This is a genomic window from Paenibacillus mesophilus (assembly GCF_005938385.1).
Taxonomy (GTDB): domain Bacteria; phylum Bacillota; class Bacilli; order Paenibacillales; family NBRC-103111; genus Paenibacillus_AB; species Paenibacillus_AB mesophilus.
In genome coordinates this window covers 94,172-116,830 of record NZ_VCRA01000022.1, presented here as the reverse complement: position 1 = coordinate 116,830, position 22,659 = coordinate 94,172, and the positions used below count along the sequence as shown (strand labels likewise).

Genomic DNA, 22,659 nt, shown 5'->3' with positions numbered 1-22,659 from the left:
CCTCTACAGTGGAGTTTTTTTTCGGTTTTGTCCACGAAAAACAGTTCTTTATTTTACAAATATAGCAATTTGTAGAATGAAAATTTTCATGTCAGCTTTAATGCAACGCTAATGGAAAACACCCAGTTAATTTCGCCATATTCGAGTCCAACTAGCATATTCGATAAAATATACTGCAGGTTTGAGACTGTCGATTAACTGAAAGCGAAGCGAAAGCACGCCGTTCCAAGTGAAAAGATACCTTCTTTTACTCAGACAGCTTGTTTTAAAGTCCTTGATTTATCAAAGATTTAGCGGTTGGAATTTAAATCCAAAACTCGCCAGAAGGTATCCTTTTCACTTTCCACTCCTTTACACACGAGTTAATCGACAGTCTTCTTTTTCCAGTTAAGGCGCGGCACAAGCGTCGTTTTCCCGTAAATAACTGCATTTTTTCCATCTGCGGGCTTATGGGAAAGGACAGCAATGAGCCGGTTCAGCTTCCGCGGCCGCTGCCGCTGCCGGTTATTTTTCCCCTTTCGTAACGGGCTGACGATTGTTAGTTTTAGCTTGGGTGTCCTGAACAGACGCGTCGGACGTTGCCCCTGTCCCGTTTTTTCGTTAGAATGGACGGTAGCAGACATCCAAGAGACCGGAAGAGGGGATTGAAGTTGACGGAAGCGAAGAAGAGCGACGGTTCGTGCTGTTCGACAAGCAGGGCAAGCATCCAGCTGCAATCGTTCAAAAAATCAACTGAAGCGAATCCGGCGGCACCCGAATCCGCCGATGCACAACCCGAGCAGCGGCAAGCGTCAGCCGCGGCGGCTGTAGAACCGGGAAATAAGCCGGACATGATCTATTTGCCCGGGGGCGCATTCCGGATGGGCAATGGCAGCAGCAAGGACGGTTTCCCGGCAGACGGCGAAGGACCGGTTCACGAGGTGACGCTGAATCCGTTCTATATCGACGCATGTACGGTTACGAACCGGCAGTTCGCCGAATTCGTCAATGCGAGAAGCTATAAGACCGAGGCGGAGAAATTCGGCTGGTCATACGTGTTCGAGATGTTTTTGACGCCGCGTCAGACGTCTCATCTGATGGGCAGGGTGCAGGGGACGCCGTGGTGGTTCGGCGTCAAGGGCGCTTTCTGGTTCCAGCCGGAGGGGCCGGGCTCGGATATCGAGGACCGGATGGATCACCCGGTCGTACACGTAACGTGGAACGATGCCGCCGCCTACTGCAAATGGGCGGGCAAGCGGCTGCCGACCGAAGCGGAATGGGAATATGCCGCACGCGGCGGGCTGGAGCAGAAGACGTATCCGTGGGGAGACGAGCTGACGCCGGAAGGCAAGCATATGTGCAACATTTGGCAGGGGACGTTCCCGGAGAAAAATACGAAGCGGGACGGCTACATCGGAACCGCTCCGGCGAAGTCCTACGAGCCGAACGGCTACGGTCTTTACAGCGTATCGGGCAATGTCTGGGAATGGGTCGGCGACTGGTTCAGCCGGACCGCTTACATGGACGAGCCGGCGGACAACCCGAAAGGTCCCGCGTCCGGCGACCGCCGCAGTATGCGCGGGGGCTCGTATTTGTGCCATAAATCATACTGCAACCGGTACCGTGTGGCGGCCCGCAACTCCAACACGCCGGACAGCTCGGCGGGCAACATCGGGTTCCGCTGCGCGGCGGATGTGCCCGGCCATTAATAGCGGTAAAGCCTGCGCCTGCGCCCCTTCGTTCGAACGGAGGGGTGTGGGCTCTTTTTGCCTATATGGGGTTTATGATTTCGGGGTCCCCGCAAAGTACTTGGAATAAGCTTCGAAGCAAGGCTCCACTTTGTGGGGTTATTTTGCGGAAGAAGGCGAATCGGCTATAGTCAAAAAAACACTAACAAGCGGATGCTTCCGATGCGGATAATAAGGGAAAAGACAGTGGAGGCGGCATTTGATGAAACAGCCGGAAATTCAGGGAGACCTCATTACGATAGAAACGTTAATCGAGGACTTGATCGCCATGGGTGTAACGCCCGGCATGACGCTCCTCGTCCATTCTTCGATGAAAGCGCTGGGAGGATGGGCTCCGGGAGGACCGGTGGATGTCATATTGGCGCTGGAGCAAGTGCTGGGGCCGGAAGGCACGCTCGTCATGCCGACGCATGCGGGAGACTTGTCCGATCCGGCCGGCTGGTGCAATCCGCCGGTACGCGAGTCGTGGTGGGAGCCGATCCGCAGGCTGATGCCGGCTTATGACCCGGATTTGACGCCGACCCGCAGCATGGGAGCGATTCCCGAATGCTTTCGGAAGCAGCGCGGAGTCGTCCGCAGCATGCACCCGCAGCTATCGTTCGCCGCCTGGGGCGGACGCGTCCAAGACATTGTCTCCGAGCATCCGCTCGAGTTCGGCTTGGGGGAACGTTCGCCAATAGCCCGCATCTATGACGCGGACGGGTGGGTGCTGCTGCTCGGCGTCGGGCATGGCAACAATACTTCGCTGCATTTGGCGGAAATTCGAGCATCTTTTCCGGGGAAAGCGGAGACGACCGCCTACGCCCCGATACTTCGCGACGGCGTCAGAGAGTGGGTAGGCTACCCGGAGCTCGACTACGATTCGTCAGACTTCGAAGCGATCGGGCGTGACTTCGCCAAAGACACCGGACATGTCCGGACAGGACGCATCGCCAATGCGCCGACCATGCTGATGCCGCAAAGGCAATTGGTCGATTACGGCGTCGCGTGGATGGAGAGGAACAGGCCGGCCGACTGCGCTTTTTCCGAACATAGAAGCTCCTAAAGGCTCTTAACCGCCACACCGCGGGTACACAATGTTGCGGTCCCGACTTACGGAACGGGCCGCGTTTTGGTACACTGTAGCCAAGAGAGCGATTGCGGGGTGGAACTGTGGCGGTCATCATTCGAATCATCGAAGAAAAGGACGTCGCCGAAGTACGGACGGTGGCGCGCACGACATGGCATCATACGTATGCGTACATTATTCCCGAGCCGGTACGCGTCAGGTTTCTGGATTCGTTCTATTCCGAAGAGGCGATGCGGCGAAGAATGGTCAATTCTTTGCTGCTCGTGGCCGAGCGGGACGGCGTCATCGTAGGCTTCGGCAATTTCTTCGTGTCCCGCCGCGATCCGGAGGAGGCCGAGCTCGGCGCGATCTACATTATGCCGGAAGCGCAAGGAACCGGCATCGGAACGATGCTGCTGAAGGAAGGGATAGGCCGGCTCGAGGGAACGAAGCGGCTGTTCGTCAACGTGGAGAAGACGAACCGGACGGGCCGTGCGTTCTACGACGCTAGGCGGTTCCGAGTCGTCGGCGAGACGGAGGAGCTGTTCTACGGACATGCCCTGCGTACGGTCAAGATGAGATTGGATCTGGCTTGATTACGACTCGGCGTGGCGGGCCAATTTGCTAATTTATGGTTGTTCGCGCGTCGGGCTACGTGGTATGATCGGGTTTGAAGGGAAAATGGACAACCGTCAGGAGGATCAGTTATGAGCGTATCGTTAAATGCGGCGTATTCCCAATTCAGCAAGAGCGATCTTCCTCTTGCGGTCGGCATCCAAATGCTCAGCAAGGTGAAGGAAGCCGCCGAGGTGCAAGGTGCGCAAATGGCGCAAATGCTGCAGCAGAGCGTGCAGCCCCATTTGGGCGGCAGCCTCGATATTCGCGCGTAGCGGAAAGGCCGTTATAACCGGTTACAGACAAGAAGCCCGCGAAATCGTCGATTTCACGGGCTTCTTGTCGTAGGCGGATCAGTGGACGTCCGGCAATCCGCGGAACAGTTCATCGGTATCGGTCACAAGCTCCGGGAACAAAATCGAACGGTCGGCGAGTGCATACCCTCCATCCTTCAACGTATGGACCCGGATTGTTTTATCGAACGGATCGACAATCCAATACTCCTTTACTCCGAACTGCTCGTAATTATTATATTTTTCCACGAGATCCCGATCATAGGCGGATAAACCAGGCGATAGGATTTCTACAATCAGGTCGGGACTTCCGAATATTCCATCCTCACGGACAAGCTCGTCTTCTCGCTCCGCAGCGACAAACGACAGATCGGGCATCCGGTAACGATCTTTTTTTCCTGTCAAATATACGGCCGTATTGGAACCGTATAGACCGCCGAGACGATTCGCATCTATATGGGTGCCGAGCAGATTGGATATGCGCAGAACAACTTTTTCATGCCTTGGACTAGCCGGAGTCATCATAATGATTTCACCGTCCCACACTTCATACCTGTCATGTTCCTGGAACAATGGACCCACCGCCTTGCGCATATAGGTTCATGCAGCTAGTTTCAAGTATACCATACGAGAAAATAACGATAAAGGGAGCTTCCCGGGTAACAGATCGGGAAGATCCTTAAGAACGTTCCCGCTCACTAGGGTATTGACGGTTTCCCGGCCTGTCGTGCTATAATCGCACAAACGTTCATTTCGTTTGAAGGAACGTTTGCTTTTCTTTTGTTTTTATTTTTCAACCAGCTTAGGGAGATGACCACAGTGGCAAGAACCGCTTCACATGCTTCAACCGCAGCAGCGACCGTTTTTCCGATTTTGTTCGCCATCAGTATCGTCCATTTGCTGAACGATGTGATGCAGTCGACGGTTTCGGCGCTGTTTCCGATTCTGAGAGACTCGCTCAGTTTGTCCTATAAGCAGATCGGCTTGATCGCCTTCGCGATGAATATGACAGCTTCGATTTTGCAGCCGATCGTCGGAACGTATGCGGATATACGCCCCCGGCCGTACATCTTGCCGATCGGCGTATGTTTTACTTTGGCGGGTATCGTCATGCTGGCGCTTGCGCCGAATTTCGCTCTAATCCTGCTTGCCGTCACGGCGATGGGCATCGGCTCGGCGATCTTCCATCCGGAATCGTCGCGGGTCGCTTACTTGGCCGCCGGAGGAAAGAGAGGATTGGCCCAATCCATTTTCCAAGTAGGCGGCAATATCGGCAGTTCGCTCGGTCCGATTTTGACGGCGGTGCTGTTCGTACCGCTCGGACAAATAGGCGTCATTTGGTTTACTTTCGTCGCGATAGCGGGAATCGTCATCCAATATTACGTAGCAGGATGGTACAGGCGGCAAAATATCGCGCCGCGCGCATCCGCCAAGCGCACTGCGCAGGAGGCCAGGATCGGCTCGCTGTCCCGTTTCCAGATCGTGTCGGCGATCGTCATCCTCGTGTTTCTCGTGTTCTCGAAGCATGTATACATGTCCAGCATTACGAGCTTCTATACGTTTTATTTAATCGACGATTACGGAGTGACGGTCGAGCACGCGCAGCTGTTCCTGTTCGCATTCCTCGTCGCTACCGCGGCCGGGACGTTCTTCGGCGGGCCGCTCGCGGACCGGTTCGGCAGACGCAACATCATCTGGCTGTCGATACTCGGAACGGCGCCGTTCTCGATACTGCTGCCTTATGCGGATTTGTTCTGGTCGGGCGTATTATGCGTATGTGCCGGTTTCGTGCTCTCTTCGGCCTTCTCGATCATCGTCGTCTACGCCCAAGAGCTGCTCCCCGGCAATGTCGGGCTCGTATCGGGATTGTTCTTCGGTCTGGCGTTCGGCCTCGGCGGACTGGGCTCGGTCGTGCTCGGTTGGATCGCCGATGCGACGAGCATCGCTTACATCATGAAGCTTTGCGCCTACTTGCCGCTGCTCGGCGTGCTGGCCATCCTGCTGCCGAAGGACAGGAAGCCGGAGGCGGCGTAAATACGGGCTGCAGCAGATAAGGAAAGGGCGCGACTCTCTTCATCGAGAATCGCGCCCTATTTCTTTACTGCCACGAGTCATAACGGGGATAAGCCGGCCGTCCGCCAAACGCAATCGCCGCCTTATGGACGATCCAAAGCAGGCTGGCGACGAACATGATGTCGAAGCAGACGTTGAACAGAAACAAATGCTTGCTCAGATCGGCTTCGCCGTCGCCGATAACCGGGATGAGGAACGAGATGATGCCGATCAGCCCGACGAGGGCGAACGTCTCCGCGTATATTCGTCCTCCGAGCGACCCCGCATTGCGCCATTCCATCCATAGAATGAAATAATACAGCAGGCAGAACGGGAGGAGGAACCAGAGCGTATTCGGCAAGTATGTCCGCTTCCACTCGCTCCATAAGCCGAATTTGTTCGAGACGGCGCCTCGCGGCATGCCCTCGCTTTTCTCGTAAGTGCCCAAATAATACGGGCGGATCGTCATGCCGTTCTCGGCCGCGATTTCCAGCTTCTCGAATAGGCGTCCCGGATGCTTCAGGTAGAACAGCGCGATTTTGCCATGGCTCATATGGTTATAGAACATCTCGTACATGCGCGGATCGCGCTGCGGAATCGGCGTGTCGGCGGTGAAGAAGTTCGTGCCGGCCAGAACCGCGAGCTCTTTCGATACGCCAAGCTCCTCCAAGTCTTCTTCGGGCGTCGGCGAATCTTTCACTACGCCATAGAAGACCGTTTGATACATATTAATCTCTTTCAGCTGCTTCGGCGCGAAAATATACATGGCCAGCGAGCCGAGCGCGAGAAAAGCGGAGAAGCCGATTACCGTCCTGCGCCAAGCGGCTTCGCGGCTCATCCCCAAGAAACGCAAGCCGAGAAGGGCGATCAGGATGCCGACGGGTGCGTTCTGGATTTTGGATCCGGTCAGCCAGATCGCGCAGAGGAAGAAAGCGACGAGCAGCTTGCGCGAAGGCTTCTCACGGGTAGCGGTTGCCAGTGCCAGCGCGACGGTCAGGAGCAGAAAGACGAGCGACACCGGCTCGCCGAACAGCGAGTTGAAGTATCCGATATAGCCCACATCGGCAAATACGAACACGAGCAGCAGCCCGATCGCGATCCGGCTGACGAGCGGAAGCGTCCGGTGAAACCGGGTGACGGCCCAGAAGCCAGCCAGCAGCAGCAAGCCGTATACGACGGTCATGAACCGCATGTCGAACACGTCCCGGCTGTAGGCGAGCTTGTTCAGCCAAGTGGCGATAATGACAAGCGGCACTTGCGTCGAAGCGTAGCCGCCTATGCCGAGCGAGGCGAGCTTGAACTCGCGTATAAAGTTTCCGAAATATTTGTCTTCATAAGAGAGATTCGGATCCAGGTAGTCCAGTCCGGTCGATGCCATGATGCGCAAAAAGTCGCCGTTGTCGGCGATGCCGACGATCGGTTTGACGATCAGTACGTACACCATGACGACGATTGCCGCGGCCATCGTCCAGAAGGTAAGGCCTGGCATTCTTCTCAAGACGACTCACCTGCCTGTCTGCTAACGGATGAAACCGTCCGAAAGCTGAAATATTTGTGTCCCAAATAATTGGTTACCGTATAGAGTCCCGTGCCCAGCAGGGTCGCCGCGTCGTGCACGCGGTTGTCGGGAAACCAAGGAAATACGGCCGCTATCAACCATCCGCCATATAAACCGATCCCGTAGGACAAGCCGTAACAAACGAGAGTGACGAGCAAAAATTTCCACAAGCTTCCGGCAACCTTGGCTTTGGAGCGAAACGTGAACCGTTTGTTCAAAATGTAGCTGACCAGCGCTCCGACGGCGTTGCCGATAAAGGTGGAGGCCCAATAGCCGATCCCGGCGACATGGAGCAGCAAGGCGATGACGGACAGGCCGACCAGCGTATTGAACACTCCGACGAGCAGGAAGCGGAGGAACGAGTGGTCCATCCGGGCGAGCAGGTTCATCGCAGCGTCTCCTGTTCCACTTTCCGGGAGGTCTTGTCCGGCGTCGGGTTCGGTTCCGTCCGGCTGCTCGCTTCGGACTGCGCCGCGAGATCCGTCTCTACGATATACAGCGGACGGCGCTTGACTTCTTTATAAATTTTGCCGATGTACTCGCCGATAAGCCCGAGGCTGATCAATTGAATGCCTCCGACGAACCAGATCGAGAGCATGAGCGACGTCCAGCCGGAGACGGTATTGCCAGCCAGCTTCTGGATAATCGAATATAGCGCCGCGAGCACACTGATCAGGAAAAGCGCGAAGCCGGCCAAGGTGACGAACCGGATCGGCGTCACGCTCAGCGAAGTAATGCCGTCCCATGCGAACGAAAGCATTTTCTTCAGCGGATATTTCGATTCCCCGGCGAACCGCTCGTGACGGTCGAAGTATACTTTGGTGCTCTTGAAGCCGATCATCGGCACGATGCCCCGCAGAAACAAGTTCACTTCCTTGAACCGGTCGAGCTGCTCGAGCGCGCGGCGGCTCATGAGCCGGTAGTCGGCGTGGTTGTATTCGACTTTGGCGCCGAGCTTGGCCATCAGCTTGTAGAACGATTGCGCCGTTCCGCGTTTGAACGCGGTGTCCGTGGCGCGGCTTTGGCGGATGCCGTATACGATGTCGTAGCCTTCACTGTATTTGATCATAAACTCGCGAATCGCTTCCGGGTCGTCCTGCAAGTCCGCATCAATCGAGATTGCGCAGTCGGCGGTCAGACGGGCGCGATTCAGTCCGGCGAGCAGCGCGCGCTGGTGTCCCGCGTTGCGGGCCAGCTTCAGGCCGGCGACCCGGGGGTTCGACTGCCGGAAGCTCTCGATCAGCTCCCACGTCTTGTCCCGGCTTCCGTCGTCGACGAACAGCATGAAGCTGCCCGGAGACGCGAGACGTTCCCCGACCAGCCGATCGAGCACGCGAGTCAGTCGTACGATCGTTTCGGGAAGAACTTCTTCCTCGTTGTAGCAAGGAACGACGATGCCTAATATGGGTAAAGCCCCTTGCGCATGCATATGCGTGTCCTCCGTTAGCCAATTTTACCTCTCTCTATGATACGATTATTGACGGGAAAATCAAATGCCGGTTAAAAGCCGCTTGCTTCCGGGCAATGCGCAAATGGATCAGATAGGAATGAGAGTATTTCGAGACAGGGGGAGTGAGTTTGACCGGCGGGATGGGACATTTCGAATCCGAGCGTGGATAAACCCGATGAGGAGCTTGCATGTGTTCCGTAGCCATCGATTTCCACGGCAATCCGAAACGGCGGTCTAATGTATGCGTAGTCGATGAATCGCGAGCACTTGAAAATCTTTCACGTCGTGCTCCAGATGCAAATGGCGGAAATGCCCGATCACGGCCACCATGGGTTCCACCTTGAAGTCTGGGTGTGCTTTTTATACCCAAGCAGCTCGCGTGATACAAGCGCAGGGCTGCTTTTTTAACGATAAGGAAAGTTTAACTTCGCTAAAGCACTACAGTGAAGAGAGACTTTGTTTACCAAGAATAAGCTACCGCTAAAACACGAATGAACATCATCGAGAAGGCTTCGATCAGAAGCTTTTCTTATAGCGAAATGTTTTATTGTTCTTTATAACGAACGATTTCAACGAATTTACTTAATATTCAGGCGTTAATTCAAAAAAAATTCTTTAACAAGAACAAAATTATTGAATTATCTGTATATTCGGAATATACTAACTTATGGAATGGCCATCCAATCATGATTTAAGGAGGGAATTGAAGTATGAAGGGAAGCAGGAAAAAGCTCATGCTCGTCGGTTTGCTGTCCGCCGCCCTCACGCTGTCCGCCGCCGGAGTCACGGGAGCCGAGTCCACCGGGAACGGGGCTCCTAGCGGCGCTCATTACAATCTGAACATTATCGGAGTATCGCATGACAAAAATGCCGATATGACCAATAACGACGGTCGTCGCATTTTTGTTCCGCTTGAAGGAAGCTCGCGAATTTTACTTTCCCAGGGCGACTACCAAGTGTTGGATGCAAACGGTACCGACGGCAGCGCTGCTTTCCGGTTGCCCAATCCGGATCCGGATGGAGACGGCACGACTTCGTATTCCGTTTATGCGCGAGCGCTTGGAAAATCGGGCGGCAGTTCGGAAATGACGACTTGCGCTACGGATCCGTCAACGGACGAACTATATTGTTCTTTGTATAGCCTTGTTTCCGTGAGAGACAAAGGAAAAAGCTCGTTCGACAACGTCACCAAAGAATTGTTGTATATTTATGTGGATTTGGACGGAGACGGCGTTACGGAACGATACCCGCTTTTTGACGATCGTTTGGAAAACTATTTCTGGCAGTATGACAATAAGGGCTTAAAGGTGCTCCAGCTTCGTTTCTACGAACAGCCTACTAAGGTACCTGCGCAATAATCGACGAACGTTCGGGTTGGAGCCGGGCTTTGTCTCGCTCGACGTTTTCCCGTTCCCTTTTAGCGAGGATGCACTTTGTCCTCGCTTTTTATTTTTAAGACGATTGATATAGACAAGGAAGGAAGAGGCGGATTCGTTGAGTATAGCTCCTATCAGTATGCTGGGGTAGATAAAAACGGCGGCGGCCGTCCGGGACTTTATTTTCGCGTCCCGGGCTGCCGCTGCCGTTGCATTCAAATCTTATCCATAGTATGGATACGGATAGTAAGGGTACGGCTGTTGGTACGGCTGCTGGTACGGATAAGTCGAGTAAGGATAGGAGGAATAAGGAGTCGGATACGGATACGGCAGCGGGATAATTAAAGGGAATAGCTGCGGGAATTTAGGCGGGTAATAACCGCCATGGTATCCCCCTCCATGATAACCGCCGTGATGGCCGTCTCCGTGATGGCCGTCGTGCCCCCCTCCTTGGGGAGGTCTTAGCTCCTGCGTATCGGTGCCGTTGCTCATCTGCCGCTCTCTTCCTTTCCATTGATGTCTAGTTTATCCTATGCACGGCAAAGGGAAGAGGGCACTAGCCCGCATCGTTTTGGATCAGCCGGACAAACGGCGAAAAGCCCGCGATTTTCACCCTTGCAAAGTCGTGTTGGCCGTGTTATTTTTGCGCAAATACCCCTTTACGACTTTCACGCGTTCAGGTGGACTATCTCCTCTACTCCCGGCTTGTCGGCTGTTAGGCTGGCTCGCTTTTTGTACGATTCACCGATTTTTTTCCTCGCATATGGATACAGGTTTACAAGTATGGAAGCCCTCGTTCTTTCATGGAATCGCCATATAGGCAAGAAATGACACTGGTAAATGGATGAAAAAATAGAAACATGGACAAATGTTTGGATTCCTCATCATAAAACATAAATCCATATATCTGTTCAAAATTCCATTTAAACCATATCGCGAAGCAACTATAATAACGTTACGGAACAGGGGGGATCGTTAATGGACAATGCCTTCTTCTCGAGATTTCATCCGCGGGTTTTCGGCGTGTTATGGCGCGACTGCAAATTTTGGCAGGTTCATGGCAAGCATACTCGTACGGTGACGTATGAGAAAACGTCGCTGCGTAATTTCATGTTTGTCACCCATGGAGCGGGGGTGGTGATTATTAACGGCGTCCATTATCCGCTGTCCGTCGGTTCCGTATTTTATTTTCCGCTTGGCAGCAGATGCCAGCTCACGTATACGTCCGAGCAGCCGCTGCAGTTTTATTCGGTCCATTACGATTACAAGCTGATCGAGTGGGACGCAAGCTCCGTCATTTGTCTCGATCCGCAGGAAGACCGTTTGCCGCTGCCGGTTGTGACGCAGACGGACGACATCGAAGGCTTTGCCCTTCAAATGAAGCGTCTGTACGATCTGTGGCACGACAAGGACGCGGATTACGAATGGCAGGCCAGACTGATGTTCCAGAGCATTGTAGGCGAAGTGCGCAAGCTGTACTTGCAAAGGAAGGAAGGCGACCTTGTCCGCCGGGCCATAACCAAGAGCATGGAATATATCAAGAGCCATTACGCCGACCCTTTGGAGAGGGAGGAGCTGGCGGAAGTAGCCGCTTTGTCGATGAGCTACTTCTCGATCATGTTCAAGAAGGTGGCGGGCTGCACGCCGACGCAATACATTACGAAGATCAGGCTGGACAAGGCGAAGCAGCTTCTGCAGAGCAGTGATATGACCGTGTCGGAAGTGGCGCGGAAGGTCGGCTTTCAAGACCCGCTCTATTTCGCCAGAGTGTTCGCGAGCCATGCGGGCATGCCGCCCCGGGAGTACAGGAAAGCGTAGCTTGGGCTTATCGGCTTCGGATAAAGGTTGGAAAGTTCGGTCAATCCGATAGGGGATGTCATGAGGAGGTTGTTCAAGTGAATCGCACAGAGTGCTCGCTGCTCGTATGCGGCGCCACGTTAGCCGGCCTTGGCGCGGCAATAGCCGCGATGGAGGAGAAGCGGGACGTGATCGTCGTCGAGCGCACCGCCTCGGTCGGGCGGGAATTTATCGAAGCGTTCAATCCGGGCTTCGGGTGGGGGCCGCCACGAGGAGACTCGGCCGGCAATCGCGGGAGCGTTTGAGCGCTATTTGCCGAAGCTCGACGGATCGCTGGTCATTTCGTTCAAAGGCAGCTCGGAAATCCGCAACGTAATGGACGATAAAATCCGGCTGCTGATCGACCGCGCGCTTCGCCGTTGGGGGAAGCCGGCCTTCATCTAAAATAAATGAAGCGGCTGCCGCGTGGCAGCCGTTTTTTGCCGTGTCATACGGGGATAGCAGCTTCCGCTCTTGTACGGTTCGTCCTCCTCCCCTCATTAAATGGAAAACATGCATATAAAAGCGGCGCCGAACGGCAGCTGGGGACTTTTAACTGGAAAACATGCAGCTATTTCCTCAGTACCTGAGGCAACCAGGGCAGATTTAGGAGAAATAGCTGGACTTTTTCCATCTAACTACAGGTACATGCACTGATTTCACGAAAATAACTGCATCTTTTCCATCTGCGGACGGCGGACACATCTAGCCTGCACGCGATCGATATAACGGTTACTTCCCGGCTTGCGGGTAATAGCTTTAATGCAGTGCGATGGGCGGGATAAAGTTTCGGGTTTACAGGAGCGATCTTAAATATTATAATGTATTGTAACAATATAGGTTATATTGTATCTCATTGTGAGACATATACTTCGACTCACTCGCAATAATAATCCCCAGTCATCTTAACGAAATTCACCTGCTGCATAGCGTAGCCTGGAATGATCCGTACAATTCTCCTAATCGCTCCGGATATTGGCTCAAGCTTCTCATCCTTCATGGGACTGTTGAATCCGCAATTCGTATCGCTCGAAACTTTTCTTTCCAGTAAGCGCTTCCAATCGATTGCCGATGCAAGTCGATGCTTCAATCGCCGAACCTTGCAAGACGCAATCGTTCCGCTTCCAAATAAGCGATCGCCATGCTTAACGCGGGTGAACCGGGAGGGATGCCCAATAGGGTGACGGATGTACCGTTCAATGGCGGCGTAGCCCGCAGCCGCTTTTTCCAGCCTGTCGGATAGAACCCGTAAGCCGATTGCGGGACATTCACGTACTGGAGGGGGAACAAGTCATGTTGAATAAAAACGTACGAGGGTCGGTCGCTTTGTTAGCATTGACGCTGGCACTGACAGCCTGTTCGAAAGGATCGGACGGATCGGCCAATGGGAAGGGACCCGAGGCGACGCCTGCGGCACCAACGATAGGCAAGCCCGGAGAGCCTGTCGAGCTGCTGTTTCTCGGTTCTACCGACAAGGAAAGATTTATGCGCGAACACGGCAACGATCTGCTCAAAAAGTATCCGAACCTCAAGCTCGATTACTATTTGCTGGGCTCAACCGATGACGAGGCCAAAGGGATCATGTCCATCCAAGGTGCGCTCACGAAAGGGCTGTCCATCGATATTCTTCATGTGGGGACGATCAACATCAACCCTTATCTGATAGAAACGAAATTGGCCTACGATGTCGGCGATCTGATCAAAAAATACCGGTACGATCTGAACATGCTGTATCCGGAAGCGATCGACGTTCTCCGGCTTATAACCGGGGGGCCGCTGTACGGCTTGCCTGTCAACTTCAGCTCCTACAAATTGTACTACAACAAAGATTTGTTCGATAAATTCGGGGTCGCCTATCCGAAGGACGGGATGACCTACGACGAGTTTTACGAACTCGCGAAGAAGATGACGAGAACCGACGGCGGCGTGCAGTATCAAGGGGCGATTATCAACACCGGGAATATGCTGCTGTTCAACCAGCTGTCCGCTCCTTTCGTCGATCCGAAGACGAACAAATCGCTGTTCACTTCCGATCCGAGATGGCAGAAGTTTACGTCCAATTACGTCCGCTTCTTGCAAATTCCGGGGAATGAGAAGCCGACCGACACGAATTTGTTCATCAAGCAGGGCACGGCCGCGATGATGCTTGCCGCCGTCGATCTGAATGCGACCTGGGAGGTCAATTGGGACATCGCGCGCGCTCCCGTGTTTGCTGACCTGCCCGGCGTGGGCGGGGGCATTCAAGGCAGCATTTATTCGCTTGCCAGCACGAGCAAGCATAAGGACGAGGCGTTCCAGGTCATTTCGTTTCTGGCTTCGAAGGAGCATTTGATGGACTTGTCCAAAGCGGGGATCTTGACGGTGTTGAACGATCCCGAAGCGAAGAAAATATTCGGTACGGAAATCCCTTGGCTGAAGAACAGGAAAATCAATTTGGCCGCGATGTTTCCCGACAAATATGCGCCGCCGTATTTATTGACGCCTTATGACGGATTGGCCCAAAGCGCACTGAATAAACAGTTCGGCGAAGCGGCTGCAGGCAAAGTCACCGATGTGAATACGATGCTCAGAATTGCGGAAGAAGAAACGAATAAAGCCGTCGCCGAACGAATGGCCGCCAAAAAATGATGCGGGCTGCGTACCCGCCTGCCCCTCGGAGAAATCCGAGGTTTTTTGTTTGCCGCGGTTGACCGGAACATACTGCTTCAATCTTTCGTTGATGGAATATACTAGGAAGTGTTATTCTATAATAAGAACGTAATTCTTTATTATAGAACATTGGTGACCAAAGGTGGGCGCGTATGGCGATTCGTGTAGGATTTATCGGAACGGGAAGATTTGCGGAGAAGCACCAACGCATTATTGCGCAAATGGAAGGCGTGTCGATCGCCGCCATATGCGGGAGAACGATGGAGAGCGCGGAACGGGCGGCGGGAAACTGGCGGGATGCGAAGGCGTTTGCCGATACAGAGCATATGCTGGACGAATGCAAGCCGGATGCCGTCTACATTTGCCTGCCGCCGATGGCGCATGGCGCTGTAGAGATGAGTTTGGTCGAACGCGGAATCCCTTTTTTCGTGGAGAAGCCGCTTGCGATTCAGACGGAGACGGTTGCTCCGGTGCGGGACAAAGTCGTGGAGAAACGCCTCATTACGGCGGTCGGCTACAACTGGCGATACCATGATTCCGTGGCAAAAGCCCGCGAGCTGCAGCAGCGAGCGACGACCGGGATGGCGCTCGGCTACTGGATGGGCGGGATGCCCCTAACGCCGACATGGTGGAGACGGCAGAACGGCTCCGGGGGACAATTCGTCGAGCAGGCGACGCATCTGGTCGATCTTGTCCGGTATTTGTGCGGCGAGGTGGAGGAGGTATACGCGGCGTTCGGACGGCGCCATGTACACGAAGTTGTTGAAGGGACGGACGTAGCCGACGTCGGGACGGTCACCATGAAGGTGGCGGGCGGCATAGTCGCCACGATTTCCAATACGTGCATGCTCCCGAAGGGGCACCAGACGGGGCTGGATTTGTTCACGAGCGCAGGCGTTCTCGAAATCCGCTCTACCGGGCTGAAGGCGATCGGACGGGATCGCACGACCGAATACCGGAATGCGGCGGACCCGTATGTACTGGAAAACGAAGCTTTCCTGCATGCGGTCCGAACAGGCGACACGTCCCGGATTCGTTCCGATTACGCCGACGCGTATCGATCGTTCGAAATAACGGCCGCGGCGAACGTTTCCGTGGAGGAAGGCAGTCCCGTCCGTTTTGAAGGTACAGCCCAATCCGTAAGACCGTAGATGGAAAAGATGCAGTTAATTTCGGGAAAACGACGCATATACGGTTCATGAACTGGAAAAAGTCAGCAATTTCTCCCGAATCGGCGCCGATCGCCGCCATGGCCAGGAAATAGCTGCATGTTTTCCAGTAAGTAAGCAATGCAAAAGCCGCCTCCTCCGTAACGGGAGAAGGCGGCTCTTTTTTAACCGTGGAGCGTGCTTGAATCCGGTGGGACAGCCTGCGGCATTTGAGGCACCTTCGGCCCCATGAAACGGTTCTGCAGACGGGCGCCAAGCGCTTCGAACCAGGCGGCGAAGGCGGCGTACGCCTTCGTGCCGACGATCCAGTCGGCCAGCTTGACGCAGCCGTAGGCGAACGCCATGCCCGCGAATACGTCGATGACCCAATGGATTTTCAAATACATGGTGGAGACGATAATCGAGATGCAGTACGTACCGATCCACCAGCGGTACCACACGCTTTTCTCGCGCATGGAGAGAAGGAATCCGGCGAAGGCGATCGACGTATGCATGCTCGGGAAGCAGTTCATCGCCGTGGAATACTGCTGCTCCGGCGTCAGTATGCGTTCCAGCAAATCCGGCGTTCCCTGCACGTACCACACCTCCTGCAGCAGAACGAGATTGTAGAACGGCAGGATGAGCGGCACCTGCAGCAAATACCCGGCGAGCGAGTAGCGCCCGAACTTCTGCACGTCCTTCGTGAAGAAGGCGCGGATGACGCAAATCCAATACGACAGCGCGAAGCCGTAATTGTACACCCACTGGAAGTATTCCGTCAGCCAGCCGGGCTGCCACAGCCGGAAGAAGAAGGCGTCGTTGAACGGGATCGCATTGAAGATCTCGTTCCATTGAAAGATGTGGCGGATGTTCGCCGTCTGGTAGCCCACTACCTGGTGCCACATCGGATTGGCGTAATTATAAATGAGGAAGAAAACGAACATAACGACGATGCCGAGCGGCATGAACTGCCCCCACGAGATCGCTTTGGCATCCTTCCTGGCGCCGATCAGCGCGAGCGCCAGCACGATCAGACATAGGATCCCCCAATTTTCCACGCGCGTAATCGCAAAAATAATAGCCGCGGCAGCCGCGACCAAAAACGTCATGTACCCTGTTCTAGCCGTCAAGCTTGTAATCCCCCTTGTGCTCTCCGCATCTGTTTACAATATGTTTACAATACCGGATTTGACCCTAACCTGCAACAGATTTCACGGGAAACCGATTGGCGGAATGATGGAAACGCGGCGCTGACGGACGAGGGAAGGGGGATGGGGGTGGATCGGACGACGGAGTTGAACAAAATAACGGTCTTCTCATCTGAACGCTTTTGGCTAAAATCGCTTACAGGTAATGCGAAGGTTATCGGTGACAGTTAGAGAGTAGCATCTCTTCGTTCGGAGTGTCAATGAGCGCTCTGTCGAGAAAAAAAGGAATGGATAATATTACCTGTCGATGCTACACTCAGAAAAGGAATTTATAAGTAACAAGCTCAAGTACAAAGGGAGAGGACAACGGAAGTGGAACGGATTTTTATTGCATGTATAGCCACCGTGCTTCTGTACGCTTGGCCGGTTTCGGCGGCGGACGCCGCTGCGAACGTGAAGGTGAACGATAAAGGCAATATCGTTTATCAATTTTTGAACGCATATGACGAAGCGGAGTCCGATTCGTTCTCAAGCGCTTATGTGGACAAAGACGGAATCATCATGGTTCCATCCGTCTCGGTCGCCCGGTTCAAGAACGCGATCGGCCACAGCTACAACAGCGGCAGCGGCATAATTACGATTTCCGACAAGGCGAAGTCGCAATATTACGAGATGAAAGTAGGCAGCGACAAAGTAGCGGTGCTGGACAAGAATAAAATCAAGCAGTCCGAGTTTACGCTCAGTACGGACGTTTCCTTGCATTTGGTCGGGGATTACCCGTGCTATCCGCTGGACTTTTTTCAAAAGATAGGATACAAAGCCGAATTCGACGGGAAACGGACGATCACCTTCGACTTTGTACCGAAAGCGGAGGAGAAAAAGGAAGACCCTCAGCTCGTTCCCTTTTCGCTAGGCTCCAAATTCGGCTATATGAACGCTGCGGGCACGGTCGTCATCGAACCGGATTTCGACGGAGCGCAGCCGTTCTCGGAAGGGCTGGCGGCCGTGAAAGCCGACGGCAAATGGGGATATATCGATTCGAGCGGAAGCATGGTCGCCCTGCCTCAGTACGATACGATATCCGCCTTCTCCGAAGGACTGGCCGTAGTCGGGCAATATATCGACGGGAAGCTGAAATACGGCTATTTGCATAAATCCGGCAAATTGATGAAAGCGCCCGAGTTCGACTATGCGCTTCCGTTCAGCGAAGGTTACGGCGCAGCGACATACGGGCACACCTTCTTCTACATGAATCAGGACGGAATCTATGTCCTGAATCGATCTTACGAGGATACCGGTCCTTTCTCCGACGGGTTGTCGAAGGTGGCGAAGAAAGACAGCTATGGCTACATCAACAAGCGCGGAGATGAAGTGATCACGCTGCAGTACGAGAACGGCGGCGACTTCTCCGAAGGACTGGCGGCCGTTCGGAAGAATGCAAAATGGGGATATATCGACAAGACCGGGGCTACGGTCATTCCTCACCAATACGAGCATGCCGGCCCGTTCACGGACAGCTTAGCGGCGGTGAAGAGTGCCGGCGGCTTATACGGCCTAATCGACAACACCGGCAAGCCGGTAGTCGCGCCGCAGTTCGAAGCGATCGGAAACGGCCATAACGGATATTGGCCGGCCAAATCGGCGGGCAAGTGGGGCTATATCGACGCCAAAGGGAGCTGGATCATCGCTCCGAGCTATGATTTTGCTTATGGAGCGGCCAGCGAGCTGTTCTCCGTACGGACCGGGGACCGGAACTATTATGTCAATTCGCAAGGAGCCGAGGTTGTTCCGCGCGATGCGTCCGGCAAGGAGTATGTGCAGCTGCTTATTGCTGGCAGGGCGATGGAAGTGAACGGCAAGCTGATGGAGCTGCTGGACAATCTTCCGGCAGTCATCGAAGGAATAACTTATGTTCCGGCGCAGCCCGTCTTGGAAATGGAAAGAGCAGGCTTGCGGGCTTCATGGAACGCCGATACGCAAACGTTGACCGCGACCCGGTCCGGTTTGTCGGTTGCGCTGCAAGCCGGCAACGCAAAGGCTCAGGTGAACGGGGCCGATGTGGAGCTGGCCGCCGCGCCTGTCGTTGTGGACGGTATACTTTACGTTCCGGCCTCTTTCCTTAAAGGCAACGTCGTCTCTCGAGTGGATTATGCGGATTACCGCCCGGTCGATCTGACCGCAATGGGGATGGAACAAACGTGGAACGACTTCGCGGAATGGGCCGACCTGTACAACAACGCCGATTCCGATACCCGGCTCGAAATGGCATTGCAGATCGAAGAGGATTTCAATGCGCTCGAAGCGGCTTACGCGGCCAAGTTCCAGGCGGAGCCGAACAACGATGCCGCCTATATGGAGTACGCCGTCCTGCTCGGAGAGCTTGCGCAAATGTTCGAATTGGATGAGCTGTGGGCCGAATCGGCCAATATGGCGAGAAAAGCCGCCCAGCTCGACGGCCGCAATGCATCGTATTACAATCTGTACGTGGCCGATCAACTGATGATGAGCGGCCCGGAGAAATCGGCGCAATACGGCAAAGCGGCCGAGGCCGATCCGTATCTGGTGCTCAATCATGCATGGACGAGCGGCATGTATTACGACGCCGGGATCGCGTTCGGCGAAATAGACGGCATGTCCGACTTTGCGATCTATTGCTTGAAGCTGGCCGCATCGCACGGCGATGAAGAGGAGCAGCGGCTGGCGAAGCAGCTGCTCGGCGACAAGTACCATTTGTCGGAAAGCCATTACCGGCGCTTCTAGCCGCCGCGGGAGTCATGCTTAACCGAAGAAAACCGCCGGTATCCGGCGGTTTTTTTGGCGAAAATGGCAAAATGAATTCTTCAAGCCCGATATTTCTCCGAAATGCCGTAAGGACTTCTTAACAGGACGTCGGTCTGTTTGGAAGCCAGCTCCAATAGCTCCACTAAGGTTTGTTTGGACTTCTCCCCCAGCCCTTTGATTGTACGGAGCGCGCAATCGTTCATTTCCAGAACGTCGCCGAGCGACTGGTATCCTCGAGCGTGAAGAGCGCGAATGATTTTATAGACGGCCGGCTTAGTTTTCTCATCGGCGGCGACAGTCAACAGACAATACAGGTCAAGCTTCCAACATGGTTCAGCTATGTCGGGGACAAATTGTTTTAGCGGAACACGCTTGTGCAAGGCCGTATTCACAACGGGTCACTCCTAGTAATTGGGGTATGTTACAATTTTAGCGATTATGACCTACCCGTTGTGTGATCGAAATCACTTGACCAAGGTGTAAATTATGCCAACCCCCGCTCATAAGACGCGTCGGCGAAAGGAGCGGCTCGAACAAGGGGTTTGCCGGGGCTTGTCGAATATTGTACATAGGACATAGTACCGGCAATCTTTCAGAGACAACAAGGGGTGACACGGCGATGAAAAAACGATTGGTAGACATACTTGCGATTCTAGTAGGAGCGCTGCTGTTCGCTCTCGCGATCAACTTGTTTATTATTCCCCACGAGCTTGGCGAAGGCGGAGTAACGGGCATAACGATTATTCTCTTCTACTTGTTCGAATGGTCTCCCGGGCTCGTCAGCTTGATCCTGAACTCGCTCCTATTGATCATAGGCTACAAGTTTCTGGATAAAACAACGACGGTCTATACGATTATAGCCGTGTCGTTCCATTCGCTGTTTTTGGTTTTGACCAAGAATTGGCATATCGATTCGGAAGAATTGATGATTAATGCGATATTCGGCGGAATCTTCTCGGGAACGGGCATCGGTCTGATTATACGGGTTGGCGGAACAACGGCGGGCAGTACGATTTTGGCCAGAATTATGAAAAAGTATTTGGATTGGAACGTCAGCTATGCGCTCTTGTTCTTCGATCTCATCGTCGTTCTTTCGTCGTTTTTCGTGATCGGCGCGCAAAGCTTGATGTTTACGATCGTCATGCTCTATATCGCGACCAAAGTGATGGATTTCATTATCGAGGGAGTAAACCCCAAGAAGGCGATCATGGTCGTGTCCAAAGAGCATGTTCGGATCGCCGAGCAAGTGAACGTGGCTATGGATCGAGGGGTTACCGTCATTCATGGCTATGGGCATTACACGAAGCTGCCCAAAGAGATTCTATATATCGTCATCAGCAAGCAGGAAGTGAGCATGCTCAAGAAAATTGTAAGATCGATCGACAAAGAGGCGTTCCTGACGATACACGACGTGCGCGATGTGTTCGGGGAAGGATTCATGGACATCTCCAAGTAATTGCCGCTGCCGAGGCCGTTATGAAGGGCATCCGATCGGGATGTCCTTTTTCGGCATGCCGTTTAATAGTCCGGTAACCCGCAGCGGAGTTCATACCGGACTTTTTTGGAAACAAACGCAGCGAACGTACATTCGAGACAACCTAGTGTCATTTGGAAAATGTAACCTGAAATGGGATGTAGGTCATTTCTATTCGAGGAAGGATGAAAGAATTGAGGGAATATATGACAATCGATGTTAAAAAAATGATGAAACAACTGGGGCTTGCGCCCGCAACCATAGATGCACTGCTCGATCAAGACAGTCGTCGATTTATGCAGGAAAAAGCAGTTCCTTGTAGAAATAGTTCGAAAGAACCAAACGATTCTAAAATTTACAACCTACAGGGAGAAATGTCATGATCGACAAAGTGATCCGGCTGTTCAACATCATCCAGGCGATTCAGGCGAATCCGGGTATATCCGCGGCCGATCTGGCCTTGAAATGCGACATCCATATCAGAACCGTCTACCGCGACCTGGATACGCTCAGTCTGATCGCTCCGGTGACGAATGAGCGGCGCGGTTCGGGATACCGGTTCATGGGGAAGTTTTATCTCCATCCGCTCAATTTCACGGAGCAGGAAGCGCTCGTCTTCTCGCTGCTGCCTTCCGTCATCGACCGGGACAAGCTGCCGCCGGGATTCGATACGGCGTACAACAAAATTATGTCGACCCATCTGAAGGAGAAATCGAATCAGAACGCGATCATCGACAATATCGCCGACATCATCCAGATGGGAACGCCCGCCTACCGGCAGGAAAGCCCGAATTTCCTGCAGCCGATCATTCGGGCGATTCTGGAAACGAAAACGATTCATACGATATATCATACGCAATATCGGAACGAGACGACCGAGCGCCATATCGATCCGTACTACTTGGTGCCCCGCGAGCAGCGGTTTTATTTGATCGGCTATTGCCATCTGAAGGGGGAAATCCGCACGTTCCGCATCAGCCGTTTCCAGCGGGTGGAGCTGACCGGACAGTCTTTCGAGATGGGCGACTTCAACATCAAGTCCTATTTGAAAAATACGTGGTCGATCGAGCGCGGCGACAAAAGCATGACGTTCAAAGTGAGGTTCAATCCGGAGGTGGCCCGGTACATACGCGAAGAGGAGCTGTTCGTCCATCCGAGAATGAAAGACCAGCGGGACGGGAGCCTGATCTTCGAGGTGACGGTCAACAACGAGCGGGAGTTTCTGAAATGGGTCATGCAGTACGGCCCCGCGGCCGAAATCCTCGAACCCGTATCCGCGAGAGACAACCTGAGGCAGCAGCTGGCGGAGTGGGTTCGACTGTACCAATAATAACCGCCGCGAACTTATGTTCGAGACAGCATGCTGTCACCTATGCGATGGTATGCTTTTTACGACTTAGGAACGGTCACGTAATAACGTATCTGCTCTGAGATTCGCTTCTTCTTGTTAGGAAGGGGAACAGGCGTCGGATACGCGGTAAGTAATTGCGTGACAGTTCCTTAA

General features: G+C 53.7%; 22 protein-coding genes. 15 read left to right on the top strand and 7 right to left on the bottom strand.

Annotated elements, in window-relative coordinates:
• Positions 1-650: 650 nt before the first annotated feature.
• From FE783_RS28350 to FE783_RS28335, 4 genes are all read left to right on the top strand, one after another.
• Positions 651-1,688 (top strand): formylglycine-generating enzyme family protein, encoded by a 1,038-nt coding sequence (locus FE783_RS28350; protein WP_238403290.1) that lies wholly within the window; start codon positions 651-653, stop codon positions 1,686-1,688.
• A 241-nt stretch (positions 1,689-1,929) separates the two neighbouring features.
• On the top strand, positions 1,930-2,772 hold the full coding sequence (locus FE783_RS28345; RefSeq protein ID WP_138882746.1) for an AAC(3) family N-acetyltransferase: 843 nt from the start codon (positions 1,930-1,932) through the stop codon (positions 2,770-2,772).
• Positions 2,773-2,879: 107 nt separating this feature from the next.
• Positions 2,880-3,371 (top strand): GNAT family N-acetyltransferase, encoded by a 492-nt coding sequence (locus FE783_RS28340; protein ID WP_238403289.1) that lies wholly within the window; start codon positions 2,880-2,882, stop codon positions 3,369-3,371.
• 111 nt (positions 3,372-3,482) lie between these two features.
• A complete protein-coding gene (locus FE783_RS28335; protein ID WP_138882745.1) occupies positions 3,483-3,665 on the top strand; it encodes a YjfB family protein in 183 nt (60 codons plus the stop codon).
• A gap of 78 nt (positions 3,666-3,743) precedes the next feature.
• Here the strand turns inward: FE783_RS28335 and FE783_RS28330 are convergent, their stop codons facing one another.
• Positions 3,744-4,256, bottom strand: a complete 513-nt coding sequence (locus tag FE783_RS28330; protein ID WP_158302074.1) for a Uma2 family endonuclease — start codon at positions 4,254-4,256, stop codon at positions 3,744-3,746.
• Between the two features lie 237 nt (positions 4,257-4,493).
• Here FE783_RS28330 and FE783_RS28325 point away from each other — a divergent pair, with 237 nt between their 5' ends.
• The gene (locus FE783_RS28325; RefSeq protein ID WP_138882743.1) at positions 4,494-5,717 is read left to right on the top strand and encodes an MFS transporter; all 1,224 of its coding nucleotides are present in this window, start codon (positions 4,494-4,496) and stop codon (positions 5,715-5,717) included.
• A 64-nt stretch (positions 5,718-5,781) separates the two neighbouring features.
• Here FE783_RS28325 and wsfD read toward each other — a convergent pair whose 3' ends face one another.
• From wsfD to FE783_RS28310, 3 genes are read right to left on the bottom strand one after another with little or no spacing between them, the layout of a single operon-like run.
• On the bottom strand, positions 5,782-7,224 hold the full coding sequence (gene wsfD, locus FE783_RS28320; protein ID WP_476638932.1) for a glycan biosynthesis hexose transferase WsfD: 1,443 nt from the start codon (positions 7,222-7,224) through the stop codon (positions 5,782-5,784).
• Positions 7,225-7,229: 5 nt separating this feature from the next.
• On the bottom strand, positions 7,230-7,682 hold the full coding sequence (locus tag FE783_RS28315) for a GtrA family protein (protein ID WP_238403288.1): 453 nt from the start codon (positions 7,680-7,682) through the stop codon (positions 7,230-7,232).
• Positions 7,679-8,722 carry a glycosyltransferase family 2 protein gene (locus tag FE783_RS28310; RefSeq protein ID WP_138882741.1) on the bottom strand — a complete coding sequence of 348 codons (1,044 nt, stop codon included), beginning with the start codon at positions 8,720-8,722 and terminating at the stop codon, positions 7,679-7,681. The genes FE783_RS28315 and FE783_RS28310 overlap by 4 nt, the downstream gene beginning before the upstream one ends.
• Positions 8,723-9,453: 731 nt before the next feature.
• Here FE783_RS28310 and FE783_RS28305 point away from each other — a divergent pair.
• Positions 9,454-10,101 carry a hypothetical protein gene (locus tag FE783_RS28305; protein ID WP_138882740.1) on the top strand — a complete coding sequence of 216 codons (648 nt, stop codon included), beginning with the start codon at positions 9,454-9,456 and terminating at the stop codon, positions 10,099-10,101.
• Between the two features lie 240 nt (positions 10,102-10,341).
• Here FE783_RS28305 and FE783_RS28300 read toward each other — a convergent pair whose 3' ends face one another.
• Positions 10,342-10,611: a hypothetical protein gene (locus tag FE783_RS28300; RefSeq protein WP_138882739.1), complete on the bottom strand. Its 270-nt coding sequence runs from the start codon at positions 10,609-10,611 to the stop codon at positions 10,342-10,344.
• Positions 10,612-11,097: 486 nt separating this feature from the next.
• Between FE783_RS28300 and FE783_RS28295 the strand changes: the two genes are divergently transcribed.
• From FE783_RS28295 to FE783_RS28275, 5 genes are all read left to right on the top strand, one after another.
• On the top strand, positions 11,098-11,937 hold the full coding sequence (locus FE783_RS28295) for an AraC family transcriptional regulator (protein ID WP_138882738.1): 840 nt from the start codon (positions 11,098-11,100) through the stop codon (positions 11,935-11,937).
• Positions 11,938-12,014: 77 nt separating this feature from the next.
• Positions 12,015-12,221, top strand: coding sequence for an FAD-binding protein (locus tag FE783_RS28290; protein WP_138882737.1), 207 nt, complete (start codon positions 12,015-12,017; stop codon positions 12,219-12,221).
• A gap of 7 nt (positions 12,222-12,228) precedes the next feature.
• Complete coding sequence (locus FE783_RS38745; RefSeq protein WP_274381465.1) at positions 12,229-12,360, top strand: hypothetical protein; 132 nt, start codon at positions 12,229-12,231, stop codon at positions 12,358-12,360.
• An 888-nt stretch (positions 12,361-13,248) separates the two neighbouring features.
• Complete coding sequence (locus tag FE783_RS28280) at positions 13,249-14,583, top strand: ABC transporter substrate-binding protein (protein WP_138882735.1); 1,335 nt, start codon at positions 13,249-13,251, stop codon at positions 14,581-14,583.
• A 173-nt stretch (positions 14,584-14,756) separates the two neighbouring features.
• The gene (locus FE783_RS28275) at positions 14,757-15,755 is read left to right on the top strand and encodes a Gfo/Idh/MocA family protein (protein WP_138882734.1); all 999 of its coding nucleotides are present in this window, start codon (positions 14,757-14,759) and stop codon (positions 15,753-15,755) included.
• Positions 15,756-15,937: 182 nt separating this feature from the next.
• Here the strand turns inward: FE783_RS28275 and FE783_RS28270 are convergent, their stop codons facing one another.
• The gene (locus tag FE783_RS28270; RefSeq protein ID WP_138882733.1) at positions 15,938-16,882 is read right to left on the bottom strand and encodes a phosphatase PAP2 family protein; all 945 of its coding nucleotides are present in this window, start codon (positions 16,880-16,882) and stop codon (positions 15,938-15,940) included.
• A gap of 390 nt (positions 16,883-17,272) precedes the next feature.
• Here FE783_RS28270 and FE783_RS28265 point away from each other — a divergent pair, with 390 nt between their 5' ends.
• Positions 17,273-19,660: a WG repeat-containing protein gene (locus FE783_RS28265; RefSeq protein WP_138882732.1), complete on the top strand. Its 2,388-nt coding sequence runs from the start codon at positions 17,273-17,275 to the stop codon at positions 19,658-19,660.
• An 80-nt stretch (positions 19,661-19,740) separates the two neighbouring features.
• On the opposite strand, the gene FE783_RS28260 is transcribed toward FE783_RS28265, so the two are convergent.
• Positions 19,741-20,073, bottom strand: a complete 333-nt coding sequence (locus tag FE783_RS28260) for a hypothetical protein (RefSeq protein ID WP_138882731.1) — start codon at positions 20,071-20,073, stop codon at positions 19,741-19,743.
• A 227-nt stretch (positions 20,074-20,300) separates the two neighbouring features.
• On the opposite strand from FE783_RS28260, the gene FE783_RS28255 reads away from it, so the two are divergent.
• From FE783_RS28255 to FE783_RS28250, 3 genes are all read left to right on the top strand, one after another.
• Positions 20,301-21,137 carry a YitT family protein gene (locus tag FE783_RS28255; RefSeq protein WP_138882730.1) on the top strand — a complete coding sequence of 279 codons (837 nt, stop codon included), beginning with the start codon at positions 20,301-20,303 and terminating at the stop codon, positions 21,135-21,137.
• A 203-nt stretch (positions 21,138-21,340) separates the two neighbouring features.
• Positions 21,341-21,538, top strand: coding sequence for a hypothetical protein (locus FE783_RS37730; protein WP_202916279.1), 198 nt, complete (start codon positions 21,341-21,343; stop codon positions 21,536-21,538).
• Positions 21,535-22,485 carry a helix-turn-helix transcriptional regulator gene (locus FE783_RS28250; RefSeq protein ID WP_138882729.1) on the top strand — a complete coding sequence of 317 codons (951 nt, stop codon included), beginning with the start codon at positions 21,535-21,537 and terminating at the stop codon, positions 22,483-22,485. Before FE783_RS37730 ends, FE783_RS28250 begins: the two co-directional genes overlap by 4 nt.
• Positions 22,486-22,659 lie beyond the last annotated feature (174 nt).

What these genes read in the sequence shown, in the direction of transcription:
- FE783_RS28250 (WP_138882729.1), top strand. Translation starts at nt 21,535, where the DNA reads ATGATCGACAAAGTGATCCGGCTGTTCAACATCATCCAGGCGATTCAG.
- FE783_RS28255 (WP_138882730.1), top strand. Translation starts at nt 20,301, where the DNA reads ATGAAAAAACGATTGGTAGACATACTTGCGATTCTAGTAGGAGCGCTG.
- wsfD (WP_476638932.1), bottom strand. Translation starts at nt 7,224, where the DNA reads ATGCCAGGCCTTACCTTCTGGACGATGGCCGCGGCAATCGTCGTCATG.
- FE783_RS28295 (WP_138882738.1), top strand. Translation starts at nt 11,098, where the DNA reads ATGGACAATGCCTTCTTCTCGAGATTTCATCCGCGGGTTTTCGGCGTG.
- FE783_RS28305 (WP_138882740.1), top strand. Translation starts at nt 9,454, where the DNA reads ATGAAGGGAAGCAGGAAAAAGCTCATGCTCGTCGGTTTGCTGTCCGCC.
- FE783_RS28335 (WP_138882745.1), top strand. Translation starts at nt 3,483, where the DNA reads ATGAGCGTATCGTTAAATGCGGCGTATTCCCAATTCAGCAAGAGCGAT.
- FE783_RS28315 (WP_238403288.1), bottom strand. Translation starts at nt 7,682, where the DNA reads ATGAACCTGCTCGCCCGGATGGACCACTCGTTCCTCCGCTTCCTGCTC.
- FE783_RS37730 (WP_202916279.1), top strand. Translation starts at nt 21,341, where the DNA reads ATGAAAGAATTGAGGGAATATATGACAATCGATGTTAAAAAAATGATG.
- FE783_RS28275 (WP_138882734.1), top strand. Translation starts at nt 14,757, where the DNA reads ATGGCGATTCGTGTAGGATTTATCGGAACGGGAAGATTTGCGGAGAAG.
- FE783_RS28325 (WP_138882743.1), top strand. Translation starts at nt 4,494, where the DNA reads ATGACCACAGTGGCAAGAACCGCTTCACATGCTTCAACCGCAGCAGCG.
- FE783_RS28280 (WP_138882735.1), top strand. Translation starts at nt 13,249, where the DNA reads ATGTTGAATAAAAACGTACGAGGGTCGGTCGCTTTGTTAGCATTGACG.
- FE783_RS28310 (WP_138882741.1), bottom strand. Translation starts at nt 8,722, where the DNA reads ATGCATGCGCAAGGGGCTTTACCCATATTAGGCATCGTCGTTCCTTGC.
- FE783_RS28345 (WP_138882746.1), top strand. Translation starts at nt 1,930, where the DNA reads ATGAAACAGCCGGAAATTCAGGGAGACCTCATTACGATAGAAACGTTA.
- FE783_RS28300 (WP_138882739.1), bottom strand. Translation starts at nt 10,611, where the DNA reads ATGAGCAACGGCACCGATACGCAGGAGCTAAGACCTCCCCAAGGAGGG.